This is a genomic window from Rhodonellum psychrophilum GCM71 = DSM 17998 (assembly GCF_000381545.1).
Classification (GTDB): Bacteria; Bacteroidota; Bacteroidia; order Cytophagales; family Cyclobacteriaceae; genus Rhodonellum; species Rhodonellum psychrophilum.
Genome location: NZ_KB906673.1, coordinates 436786 through 448530, shown reverse-complemented (window position 1 = coordinate 448530; position 11745 = coordinate 436786). Strand labels below are relative to the sequence as shown.

Here is an 11745-nt window from a genome sequence, read left to right as displayed (position 1 = left end):
GCAGCGATGTTGCATACATTATGAAAAAAGACAACAGTAGAAATCGAGTCGGAAAGGGTCCAAGCACCCCAAGACCCGCAGGCAATCCCAAAAAGGGAAGAAGTACCGGAAAATCTGATTATTCTTCAGAATCCAGTTTCGGTAGTAGAAAGCCAAAAAGCAATGATGGTTACGAAAAAAAGGCTTACCCCAAAGCGGGAAGATCCGACCAAGGACCACGAAAGAATGACGCGGGCGACAAAAAACCCTACAACCCATTCACAAAAGAAAGTATCGGAAAGAAATTTGGTTCCACTTCGGAATCGAGATTTGACAACAAAAAGTCAAAAAGCAATGATGCCTTCGAAAGAAAGCCCTATCCAAAAGCCGGAAGATCCGACCAAGGACCTAGGAAACATGATATCGGAGCAAAGAAGGCTTTCAACAAAGAGAATCTTGGAAGAAATTCTGGTTCTGATTCTAGATTTGACAACAGAAATTCCAAAGACAATGAGGGTTTTGAGAGAAAATCAAAGCCTCAATTTGGCCGTAGTGACCAAGGTCAAAAGCGATACGATTCTGGTGACAAAAAACCTTTCAACCCACTGAACAAAGACAGGGGCGGTAGGAATACTGGAAACAACTCAGATTCCTGGTCTGAAAACAGAAAGCCAAAAAGGGACGGTGATTTTGACAGAAATTCAAAACCCCAATCCGGACGTTCTGACCAAGGACAAAAAAGATACGATTCGGGAGATAAAAAGCCTTTCGGTCCGCTAAGCAAAGACAGAGGAGGAAAGAGGGATTACAACAGCGATTCAAGGTCTGAAAACAGAAGTCCTAAAGGTGACGAAGGTTTCGATAGAAATTCAAAATTCGATCGTGGCACAAAATCTGATCAAAACAGATCTGATTTTGGTGGAAAATCTTCCACTCCTGAGTCAAACCCGACCGAATTCACCACGGTTTATAAAGGTCGCGGAAGGGATGAGAAACCCTTGTTTGAAACGGTAAGAAAATCAGAAATAGAAAGCAAAGCAGCTCCTAAAAGAAGATTCAACAGACAACCGGATTTGGAAGATTCCATCCCTACGCCAAAGTACAACATGGAAAGGCTAGAGAAAAAAACCGGTCCCAACAAGGAAACCGATGTCTTCAGGCTCAACAAATACATTTCGAATTCAGGAATTTGCTCCAGACGGGATGCCGACAGCTTGATCGAAAGAGGCGATATCCGAGTGAATGGTGAAGTGGTTACGGAATTGGGTTTCAAGGTAGAGAGAAGAGACTTCATCACCTACAACGGAAAATCCATCAATCCCGAAAAACCGGTTTATATTCTGCTTAACAAACCAAAGGACTTTATCACCACTACGGATGATCCCATGGATCGAAGGACAGTGATGCAATTGATCTCCAATGCCTGCGAGGAAAGGGTTTTCCCTGTAGGCCGTTTGGATAGGAACACGACTGGACTTTTGTTGTTTACCAATGATGGGGAATTGGCCGCAAAGCTTTCCCATCCATCCAACGAAATCAAGAAAATCTACCAAGTAACCTTGGATAAGCCGATCACGGCGAATGATGAGGAAGCCATTTTGGCTGGAATTACGCTGGAAGACGGTGATGTAAAGGTGGATGACATGCAGGTTTTGTCCAAAGACAGAACCATTCTTGGCTTGGAAATCCACGTAGGAAAAAACAGGATCGTAAGAAGGATTTTCGCCCATTTTGGTTACGAAGTGGTTGGACTAGACAGGGTTACCTATGCCGGCTTGACCAAAAGAGACCTGACTAGGGGGAAATACAGATTCCTAACCGAAAAAGAAGTGATCAATCTTAAGTTTTTCAAATAAAAAACTGAAAACACAAAAGGCCCTCCGGAAATCGGAAGGCCTTTTTTTTATGCTATTGATTTTGTTTTAACTTATATACTGCGATTCCAACTTCATTCCGGCTTGAATTTACTTACTATTCAGTCTTCGTTTCCTGTTTTTGACTTCACCGTATCGGTACCTCGCACTATTCTCGAAATCGTCTGACTTTTTTTGCAGCGTCAAGCCCCGTAAGGAACCATCATACATTTTTAGTGTCAAATTAACGTACTGCGATCATCTCGGAAAAACCATTGTCCGTCTTGACGAAGAATTCCAATTTAGAACCCACCTTTGTATTTTTGAATGCGTATAGTTTTTGAAATCCCGTGGAGTTTTCCAATTTTTCTTCATGAATCAGTTGATCACCTTCATAAATAAAGAGGGAAATGTTAGAAGCGAGCAGCGCATTGACTAGGACCTTGTATTTATTGCCTTCCATTTTCTCAATTTTGGAATAAACCACTGGGGCGTTTGCCTCTTTGGTAAGGTCCAAGTCCAAATGGTCAACTTCTCCGGAATTGTCATATACCGCTACTAGGTATTTACCGGGCTTGATATTGGAGAAATCATAATACTTGGAAAAGGCTACTTTGTTTAGAATTCTGTCCTTTTGAACAAGTGTTTTGGTTTCGTCAAAAATCTTGACCATCACCGTTCCATCAGGAACAGACCCGTACAGCAACTGTACTTTGTTGGCATCCACTTTTCTTAGGGATACTGTGGCTTTCGTAGATTCGTCTGAATCCTGTGTTTTTGCGATGACGCTTCCTGAAACGCCAAATGCAATGAGCAATGCAACGAATAGTTTCATAATGGCAATATTTAGTAGGTTTAAGAAATTCTGTTTTTGGAAGACCTCGATCGGGAGAATCCCGAATGTTTAAAAGGAGGCCGGTTACTTTGGGGGATGAAGTAATCTTTTGGAAGACTTCGATACAAACATAAGACACTAAAAAATCAATTGCAAATAAATTAATAAAAATTAATATTTATTGCCATTTACGTAACATATATACGCATTCATTAATGATTCAATAATCGCATAAAATTTCTATGATAACGATTCCGAAAAGAATTAGAATAGCCAATTAAGGGTTTAGGGAAAATAATATTCTGTTCTCAATAATTATTACATCGTTAAAAAAATTTAATCCCCACTTATCCACAAATATTAAAATAAAACAAAGGCATGGCTAAATTTGAGCCCTGCCTTTGTTAAAAATGATAAACACCGGTGTGTTTTTTATTTTTTTATGCCTTTTCCAGCCTCAGCGACGGTTTTGGAGTCAAAATCTCCCTTGAGCTCGAATACCAGGAAATCCCCCTCTTTGTCTTTTAGCAAAACTACGATATCGTTGATTCTACTGCCTCCTTTGGTGTAGACCGTAAAATTGCTCTGCTTCTCACTCACCTCCATCATAAGCTCAAAACGCTCCCTTTCCAAGCCTTTTTGAAGGGCTAGGAAATCTGCCTTTGCGGTTACTGCATTGGTGGGAAGCTTGAAAAACTTGATCCTTTCCATGGAATTTGCCAAAGCCTCTTTGTGTCCATGGTCCATTTTGATTTTCATTCCTTCGGCAAAGCCCAAAAAACTCCCTCCAATATCCAGATGGAAGAATTCCTGATTGTTCTTGTGTTTTTGAAAAAGTGTTTCCACACTTTTACTTTGGCCTTGGACAGCCATCACCAAGCCAACAAATGCCAGTAACAAAATGATCTTTTTCATGAGTTTTTTGATTTAAAATTAAACGTGCGAATTTCTTCTTACTTTTTTCCCTTTCCGTCCTTGTACTCTTTCATGCCCGGCATATTGGTTTTGTCTGCCAAAATATTCAAATCTTGATATGTGAAGTTGCCCAACATACTCAGCAGGGTGAAACTATCGACCGAACCCGAAATCATCAGCAACTCCTTGACAAGCCCATTCTCTTCCCTCACCATAAATTTGGTATTGGAATCCTTGTTGGCCACATCCATCAAATCCTCATATTTATTTTTGGACAGGGTGCTTAAAGCCTCGGTGTATAGGGGCTTTCCATTCGTATTTTCAGCACTTAAAATCCTAATTCCTTTCACTTTGCTGATCAATACCCCGAGATCCTTTACATCTTTATCGGAGGATTGACCCTCCGACTTGAGAAAGCCACCTGCCATCTGCATCATTTTGGAACTGATGTAGACTCGGGAAAACCGGTCATCCTCCATGTATTTGGAAAAGAAATTTACGATGGCGTCGTCCTGTGCCTGTGCGCCGCTGAGCGTCAGGAAAAACAAGAACAAACCGATAATTTTTTTCATTTTCATTCCTTATGGTCTTTAATGTTGAATATTTCTTGGGTCGTGCTGAGGTGCTTAAAATCGCCCATCAATTCAAGGCTTTCAGTTCCTTTGCGCATGTTGGTTTGGATCAAGGCAAATGCCTGCATCACCTGTTCATACGCTTCTTTTTCTGCCCTTTGCATTTCCATTTTGTAAATCACCGTCGTGGAAATGAGGAAGAAAACCAATACTGCGGCAATTTTCATCCATTTCGAGAAAATTAGTGAACGGCTTCCCGGCATCGGAAATAGGACTGGCTCTTGCTCCGCTATCGCTTTTGTTCCGAGAAAGAACTCCTTTTCCTCCAAATGTCCGTCGGAAAGGGAAACCAGGTTTTTGAGCTCTTTCTCCTCTTCAAGAGAAGTTTCCCCCTCCCAGTATTTATCCAACAATTTCTCTAACCTATCTTTCATTTTTCTTTTGCATCAAAAATTCCCGTAATGTCTTTCTGGCTCGGTGAAGGTTGACTTTCACCTGCTCGAGGCTGATTTCCAAGTACTCTCCTATTTCTTCATACATCAAGCCCTCCACTTCCCTAAGTTGGAAAATCTCCCTTTGTTTCTCAGGCAAGGTTTCCAAGAATTGGAAGACCATTTTAACCTTCTCGTCGGTCTCCTGCACTTCCAAAACCTCTTCCTCCCGCTCCTCCTCATTCAAGGGTTCAAATTTCTTGGAAGCTTTGAAATGCTGGAGACATTCATTTTTCAGACTCCTTACCATCCAACCTGTCGGATTGTCCATTTTTTGAAGCGCCTCCCTTCTTTGCCAAGCCTTCTCGAAAACCGATTGCAGCAGATCGTTGGCGACTTCCTTTTCCTTTACCCAGAGATAAGCCATGCGATAGAGTTTACCCCTGAGTGTCCAGATATGCGCTTCAAAAAAAGTTTTCATTCAGGTAGGTGATGATCGGGAATTGAAAATGTTACAGTAATTTGAAAAATAAACAGCATTCCACCAAAATACACGCTCAAGTACTGTTGGAAGCAGGACAATGCCGAAAAAAATGGCCTTAGAGATTTATTTTTCGGAATCTCTTAACTTGATTTTCGAGTTGAAAATCAACGCATGACCAAAACGAGATGGAATATTTAGGTAAAAAACCACAATGCAGGAAACCCTCAGCCCTTCTTCCGGTTTCTATTTTGGGAATATGTGTATATTGGAAGACAAAACTTGATCAACTTAGAATTATTTTAAATTGTTGGTCAATTATAGTATGCATGCCTACTATTTATTACTTTGCAGTGTAAATTTGACCTCAAATGAAGACAAAGACCCAAATGAATCCCAAATTAAAAAGCATAAAAAAAGCCTTGAATTTCTTCAAGGCCTTTCGTGGTGATGAGTGGGCTCGAACCACCGACTCACGGATTTTCAGTCCGATGCTCTACCAACTGAGCTACATCACCCCGTTTTAAAGTGATGCAAAGGTAGATAATAGTTCTATTTCTGCAAATCATTTCTACAAAAAAATACATCAAAATCAACAATAAAATACTAATCCAATCAATATGAGCATTTTACCTCAACTGATTTTTTTCCTGATTTTTGCAGCGGCAGGGTTTGTCCTTTACAAAAGGATCACTTACCTCAGGAGAAATATTTTCCTTGGAAAAGCAGAGACCGTTAACGATCAGCCAGATAAACGATGGAAAACCATGCTTCTTGTCGCCCTGGGACAAAAGAAGATGTTTAAGAGAATCATTCCCGCATTCCTTCACCTGCTGATCTATGTGGCCTTTATCGTCATCAATCTCGAGGTTTTGGAGTTTATCATAGACGGCATCACTAACTCCCACAGAATTTTTGCGCCACTTCTGGGATCCACATATACTGTGGCGATGAACATTTTCGAATTCTTGGCCATAGCCGTATTGGTTTCTTGCGTGGCCTTTTTGATTCGAAGGAATGTAATGAAAGTTGGACGATTGACACAACCTGAGTTGAAAGGCTGGCCGGCATTGGATGCCAATCTCATCCTGATCATCGAAATCGTATTGATGCTTGCCATTTTGAGCATGAATGCCACTGACCAGATTCTTGCAGCCAGGGGCAATGACCATTATGTACTGTTGGAAGGATTATTCTTCAGCAGCCTGCTTCATCCCCTTTTTGAGGGCATGTCAGACGGCAGCTTGGTTTTTATTGAGCGATTTGCCTGGTGGTTTCACATTATCGGCATCTTGGCATTCTCGGTTTACATTACCTATTCCAAGCATCTCCATATCTTTTTGGCATTCCCAAACACCTGGTACTCCAATTTGAAACCAAAAGGCGAAATGCAAAATATGCCTGAGGTCACCAATGAGGTAAACATGATGCTGGGCATCCCAACAGAAACCACACAGGATCCTCCAGCTGAAATCGGGAGATTTGGCGCCAAAGACATCAATGACTTGAGTTGGGTCAATGTCATGAATGCTTACAGCTGCACGGAATGTGGTCGCTGCACGTCTGAGTGCCCGGCCAATATCACGGGGAAGAAACTTTCTCCAAGAAAAATCATGATGGACGTTCGGGACCGGGCGGAAGAAGTCGGCAAAAACATCGATGCTGGCCTACCTGGCCTTGACGACGGAAAGTCCCTTTTGGGCGACTTTATCACCAAAGAGGAGATCAATGCCTGTACCTCCTGCAATGCCTGCGTGGAAGCCTGCCCAATCAATATCGATCCGCTTTCCATCATTCTTCAACTTAGAAGATATGTGGCCATGGAAGAATCCGGCACACCTGCGCAATGGAATGCCATGTTCCAAAATATGGAAACGAGTTTCTCTCCTTGGAAATTTGCCCCAACAGACCGCTTCAATTGGGCAGATAAGCTGAAAGAAGAGGAAATCAAATAAGCAGAAGCAAAAAAAGATAGCTGACCAAGGACCATGTCAGACGATCAATTCATCATTCGTTAAAAGAACAGTTCCAAAAATGTCAAATACATATAAAGTACCCACGATGGCCGAGAAGGCTGCAAACGGTGAAAGCCCAGAAATTTTATTTTGGGTAGGTTGCGCCGGATCTTTTGATGACCGTTACAAGGCGGTGACACAGGCTTTTGTCAAAATACTGAACAAAGTAGGGACAAGCTTTGCGGTACTTGGGCCCGAAGAAGGATGTACGGGAGATCCTGCAAGGCGTGCCGGAAATGAATTTCTTTTCCAGATGCAGGCAGTTTCCAACATCCAAGTCATGAATGGCTACAACATCAAACGCGTCGTGACCGCATGCCCGCACTGCTTCAACACCATCAAAAATGAATATCCTGCTTTGGGGGGAAATTATGAAGTGGTCCACCATTCCCAATTTCTCCAGGAATTGATCAATGCGGGGAAAATAGTATTGAAAGGAGGCGGTGAATTCAAGGGAAAGAAAATCACCTTCCATGACAGTTGCTATCTTGGCCGGGCCAACGACGTATACGAAGCCCCGAGAGAGGTCTTGAAGGCATTGGACGTAGAACTAGTCGAAATGAAAAGATGCCGCACAAAAGGGCTTTGCTGTGGCGCTGGCGGTGCGCAGATGTTCAAAGAACCTGAGCCAGGAAATAAGGATATCAACATTGAAAGAACGGAAGAAGCACTGGCAACAGGGGCATCGGCCATTGCTGTTGGCTGTCCATTTTGCCTGACCATGATGACCGACGGGGTAAAAAACAAAAACAAGGAGCATGAAGTACAGGTGTATGACCTGTCGGAGTTGATTGCAAAGGATATGGGGATTTAATTTCGGTTTTGAGCCCCATGTCTTGGTTCTTGGAAATGGATTCGTACCATCCACCGCCAGTCTCCAATCTTCCCATGCATTTATTGGGAGAATTCTTTCAAAAACATATCCTAACAATCCCTTCTTTCGTTATGGAAACAGGATATATTCAGTTTATATCTTCTTAGATTTGAAAAAAGAAATCCTTCGCAAATGTATATCAGTTTTGATCAAATGTCTGAAAACTCCAGAATCTGGGTGTATCAGGCCAACAGAAAACTCACCTCAGCAGAACAACAATGGATCAGCGATAAACTCAAGGTTTTTTGTGAACAGTGGAATACCCATGGCGCATTGATGCCGACATCTTTTGCTATCCGATTTGATCAGGTCATTTTAATGGCTGTGGATGAAAGCCAACTGGGAGCCAGCGGATGCTCTATTGATAGCTCTGTGAGAACATTAAAGGAAATAGAAAAGCAGTTGCAAATCAATTTATTGGATCAGGGAAAGGTTTCCTTTTTATCTGCTGGAAATGATTTTGAAATGACATCTGTCTTAGGTGTGAAGGCAATTTTGAAAGAGGGAAAAATCAAGCCTGACACGGTGATTTTGAACCCATTGATCGCCAAAAAGTCAGATTTGGATAAAAAATGGTTGATTCCGGCCAAGGAAAGTTGGTTAAATAAATACTTTGCCAATTCGTAATCATAAATATTCTATCTTTAGAATTAACCCTCAAATTGATTGATGATAACAATGAAGCAGCATTTTTTATTATTGATGTCTATGGTATTTCTACTGGGCGGATGCACCAGCCTCTATCAGAAAGGCCAAAATCAGTTTCTGTCAGGAGAATATCAGCTTGCCATCAATACGTTTGCCAAGGTATTGGCAGAAGATCCTGAAAATAAAGAGGCAAACTTTTACGTAGCAGAAAGCTATAGACTCTCCAATAGGATTGAACAATCCGCTCCATACTATCAAAAAACCTTAGGCGAAGACGAAAATTACGAGCAATATTTTCGCTTGGGCCAAAGTTTAAAAAGCCAGGGGAAATTTGAGGAAGCTGAAGAAGCCTTTAAAAAAGCCAAGGAATTGACGTTGGATGACACATTCCAAGCGGAATTGGACAGAGAGATCACCAATTTGAAAAAAGTCGAGGAAATCAAAGAGTATTGGCCCTACATCCAAATAGAGAACTACAAATTGCTCAACACCCCTGGCTTGGATTATGGCCCCATTCTCAGCGAGGATTTTCTCTATTTCACGAGTTCCAGACAAGCTTCAGGCCTCTATCCCTCCACAGGTCAGGGCTACACCAAACTCTTCCGAACCAGAGCGGATGGCATCAAGGTAGACGTTCAGAACGTACAAGAGCTTCCCGAATTCAGAAATGAAGAGGGATTGAACCAAGCGGACATTGCCATCAGCCCTGATGGGAATACAATCATTTATGCGAGAGGAAACTCTACCTCCGGCAAAGATCTTCCCGACGTCGCATTATTCGCCTCCTACTTCAGAGGTGCCGCTTACACACAACCCATTTGGATGCCGGTAAATGAGGATGAATTCTACTGGAACAGCAATCCCGCATTCAGTCCAGATGGCAATGAACTTTATTTTTCGTCCAATCGCCCAGGAGGATATGGGGGAAATGACTTGTACAAAGCGACCAAGCTTGCCAATGGGGATTTTGGAAACCCTGTGAATATGGGGCCACAAATCAACACTCCAGGCAACGAAATGTATCCAAGACCTGCTCCTGACGGCAAGTTTTTCTTTTCATCAGATGGTCATCCGGGACTTGGGAAGTTGGACCTTTTTGTCGCTGAAAAAACCGATGCCGGATGGGTGGTCAAGAACCTTGGCCCCAATGTCAATTCGGTAGGAGACGATTTTGCCCTTTCCTTTACCAAGTATCCACTTGAGGGATTCCTTTCCTCCAACAGGGAAGGTGGTCAAGGCGGGGATGACATTTATTATTTCGAAGACAAGACTCCCAAAGCAAAAATCATCAATGTATTCCTGACCGTAACTACCAAAGAGAAAAAAGAGGACGGTTCAGAGCCCATTCTGCCCCAAACCAGGGTCGCACTTTATGATTCCCTCAACAAAATGACCGGAGGGGATTTCTCCAACCAAAATGGAACCATCAGGTTTACACTGACCCCAAATCAAAAATTTGCCTTGATTGCCTCCAAAAACGGCTATTTCTCGAAGAGCATCACTTACAACACGACAGGTAAAACACCAAAACCAGAGGATTTGATCCAAGATGTCACCAACGTGACTTTGGATACCACCATCGTTTTGGAACCCTTGATTTTGGAAAGATCCATTGTGCTTGACAATATCTATTATGATTTGAACATGGCAGATATCAGGCCTGATGCAGCTTTGGAACTCGATAAATTAGTCAAAATCCTAAAAGACAATCCAAGTATCCGCATTGAATTGAGTTCACATACAGATGCCCGCGCCAGTGATGCCTACAACGATGCCCTTTCCCAAAGAAGGGCAGAATCCGCCGTGGCCTATTTGGTTTCAAAAGGAATTGTCGCTACCCGATTGATCGCAAAAGGATATGGAAAACGACAATTGATCATCCAAAATGCACAGACCGAAGAAGAACATCAGGTCAATAGAAGGACTGAATTTAAAGTGATTGAGATCACAAATTGAACCATAAATAAGCCTAAGGTTTTCTAGTGGGTGTTGAAACTCAAGAAAGTCCGACCATTTGGAAAAAAACGAATTTAACCGAAATCGTGTAACTAAAAACTTAAAATACTTGACTGATTATAAAGCAATTGTGATGGAATTGAATCGGTAATGCATAACACGGGTTAAAATGTCCCATTCACAAAAAAAGGACCTTGCCAAATTAAATGGGCAAGGTCCTTTTTTTGTCAGGTCTGGGGCTTTGCAAAACATGCCCACAGGCATTTAAACCCGAATTCTAAGACATCGAAAAAGTAACGGAATGCATCTAACTTGATTAAGTTAGATGGAAATATGCACTTGGTTTCCAAATGAGATCGAAACTGCAAGAAAATCAGACTATGGTCAGACTAATTCCTAACACCAATAGGATGAAGTCAAAAACAATCAACAACTAATTGGACATCGGTTAGTTATACTATTGAATTGAGTTCGTAATGCACAAAACGGGTTGACGCTTTATTTTCTCATTCTGCTCCAAACCTTATTGGTAAAACTTGGTCGATCCTCCATTACATTCAATTCGTCCTCACTGACCCTTTTCACGCTTTCGATGGTATAAAACGCCTTGTCATTGAAGGATTTCACTTTTTGGATATATTCCGGAAGAGCTTCCCTTTTCATCACCGTAAAAAGCAAGTTGACTTTTCCAAACCTTCCCTCTGCTCCAACACTTGTAAACCGAAAATCTTTGTTTTTCATATATTCTATCAATTCCGGCATGGGTGTCGGAGTAATCACCCTGACCAATACTCTTCCAAGCGCCAGTTTTTCCTCAATGGTCATCCCCACGAAAGTTCCCATCGCAAATCCACCAGCATAGGCCAAGTAGGACATGGGATTGTCGATATTTTGAAAAATCTGACCAATGGCCAAAAGCCAAATCATTGCTTCGAAAAACCCCAGAATTGGTGCGATTTTCTTCTTCCCGTTCAGCATAAACATGATCCTGAGGGTATTGATGGACACGTCACAGACCCTTGCGGAAAAGATCAACAAAGGCATGAGTACATAATTGAACACTTCTTTGGATATTCCCAAGGAGATAAAATAGTCTTGCATGGCTGGTCTTGAATTTTTTTGCAAAGGTAACAGCTTACCTCGGATCAAACAGGAAAAACCTGGGATAAAAAATATTGGTGGATAG

Annotated in this window: 11 protein-coding genes and 1 tRNA gene; 5 read left to right on the top strand and 7 right to left on the bottom strand. The window is 41.9% G+C overall.

The window, feature by feature from the left end; translation table 11 throughout:
• Positions 1-584 precede the first annotated feature (584 nt).
• A complete protein-coding gene (locus F824_RS25450) occupies positions 585-1835 on the top strand; it encodes a pseudouridine synthase (protein ID WP_051107535.1) in 1251 nt (416 codons plus the stop codon).
• A 241-nt stretch (positions 1836-2076) separates the two neighbouring features.
• On the opposite strand, the gene F824_RS0102170 is transcribed toward F824_RS25450, so the two are convergent.
• The 6 genes from F824_RS0102170 to F824_RS0102140 all read right to left on the bottom strand — a co-directional run bounded on the left by F824_RS0102170 (position 2077) and on the right by F824_RS0102140 (position 5584).
• Positions 2077-2667 (bottom strand): hypothetical protein, encoded by a 591-nt coding sequence (locus F824_RS0102170; RefSeq protein WP_019596204.1) that lies wholly within the window; start codon positions 2665-2667, stop codon positions 2077-2079.
• A gap of 432 nt (positions 2668-3099) precedes the next feature.
• Complete coding sequence (locus tag F824_RS0102165; protein WP_019596203.1) at positions 3100-3582, bottom strand: DUF4252 domain-containing protein; 483 nt, start codon at positions 3580-3582, stop codon at positions 3100-3102.
• A 38-nt stretch (positions 3583-3620) separates the two neighbouring features.
• Positions 3621-4154: a DUF4252 domain-containing protein gene (locus F824_RS0102160; RefSeq protein WP_026333446.1), complete on the bottom strand. Its 534-nt coding sequence runs from the start codon at positions 4152-4154 to the stop codon at positions 3621-3623.
• A gap of 2 nt (positions 4155-4156) precedes the next feature.
• Positions 4157-4588, bottom strand: a complete 432-nt coding sequence (locus F824_RS0102155; RefSeq protein ID WP_019596201.1) for a hypothetical protein — start codon at positions 4586-4588, stop codon at positions 4157-4159.
• Positions 4578-5066 (bottom strand): RNA polymerase sigma factor, encoded by a 489-nt coding sequence (locus F824_RS0102150; protein WP_019596200.1) that lies wholly within the window; start codon positions 5064-5066, stop codon positions 4578-4580. The genes F824_RS0102155 and F824_RS0102150 overlap by 11 nt, the downstream gene beginning before the upstream one ends.
• Before the next feature lie 445 nt (positions 5067-5511).
• Positions 5512-5584: transfer RNA gene (locus tag F824_RS0102140), tRNA-Phe, on the bottom strand.
• Positions 5585-5686: 102 nt separating this feature from the next.
• Here F824_RS0102140 and F824_RS0102135 point away from each other — a divergent pair.
• From F824_RS0102135 to F824_RS0102120, 4 genes are all read left to right on the top strand, one after another.
• Complete coding sequence (locus F824_RS0102135) at positions 5687-7021, top strand: 4Fe-4S dicluster domain-containing protein (protein ID WP_019596199.1); 1335 nt, start codon at positions 5687-5689, stop codon at positions 7019-7021.
• Positions 7022-7100: 79 nt separating this feature from the next.
• Entirely contained in the window at positions 7101-7895 is a 795-nt protein-coding gene (locus F824_RS0102130) for a (Fe-S)-binding protein (protein WP_019596198.1), read from the top strand.
• A gap of 192 nt (positions 7896-8087) precedes the next feature.
• On the top strand, positions 8088-8582 hold the full coding sequence (locus tag F824_RS0102125) for a hypothetical protein (protein WP_019596197.1): 495 nt from the start codon (positions 8088-8090) through the stop codon (positions 8580-8582).
• Positions 8583-8633: 51 nt separating this feature from the next.
• A complete protein-coding gene (locus tag F824_RS0102120) occupies positions 8634-10559 on the top strand; it encodes an OmpA family protein (RefSeq protein WP_026333445.1) in 1926 nt (641 codons plus the stop codon).
• Positions 10560-11057: 498 nt separating this feature from the next.
• Here the strand turns inward: F824_RS0102120 and F824_RS0102110 are convergent, their stop codons facing one another.
• Entirely contained in the window at positions 11058-11660 is a 603-nt protein-coding gene (locus F824_RS0102110) for a DUF2179 domain-containing protein (RefSeq protein WP_019596194.1), read from the bottom strand.
• Between the last annotated feature and the right edge of the window lie 85 nt (positions 11661-11745).

Bases quoted from the DNA above. Each gene is read 5' to 3' on its own strand.
- F824_RS0102170 (WP_019596204.1), bottom strand. From the start codon at position 2,667: ATGAAACTATTCGTTGCATTGCTCATTGCATTTGGCGTTTCAGGAAGC.
- F824_RS0102165 (WP_019596203.1), bottom strand. From the start codon at position 3,582: ATGAAAAAGATCATTTTGTTACTGGCATTTGTTGGCTTGGTGATGGCT.
- F824_RS0102160 (WP_026333446.1), bottom strand. From the start codon at position 4,154: ATGAAAAAAATTATCGGTTTGTTCTTGTTTTTCCTGACGCTCAGCGGC.
- F824_RS0102155 (WP_019596201.1), bottom strand. From the start codon at position 4,588: ATGAAAGATAGGTTAGAGAAATTGTTGGATAAATACTGGGAGGGGGAA.
- F824_RS0102150 (WP_019596200.1), bottom strand. From the start codon at position 5,066: ATGAAAACTTTTTTTGAAGCGCATATCTGGACACTCAGGGGTAAACTC.
- F824_RS0102135 (WP_019596199.1), top strand. From the start codon at position 5,687: ATGAGCATTTTACCTCAACTGATTTTTTTCCTGATTTTTGCAGCGGCA.
- F824_RS0102130 (WP_019596198.1), top strand. From the start codon at position 7,101: ATGTCAAATACATATAAAGTACCCACGATGGCCGAGAAGGCTGCAAAC.
- F824_RS0102125 (WP_019596197.1), top strand. From the start codon at position 8,088: ATGTATATCAGTTTTGATCAAATGTCTGAAAACTCCAGAATCTGGGTG.
- F824_RS0102120 (WP_026333445.1), top strand. From the start codon at position 8,634: ATGAAGCAGCATTTTTTATTATTGATGTCTATGGTATTTCTACTGGGC.
- F824_RS0102110 (WP_019596194.1), bottom strand. From the start codon at position 11,660: ATGCAAGACTATTTTATCTCCTTGGGAATATCCAAAGAAGTGTTCAAT.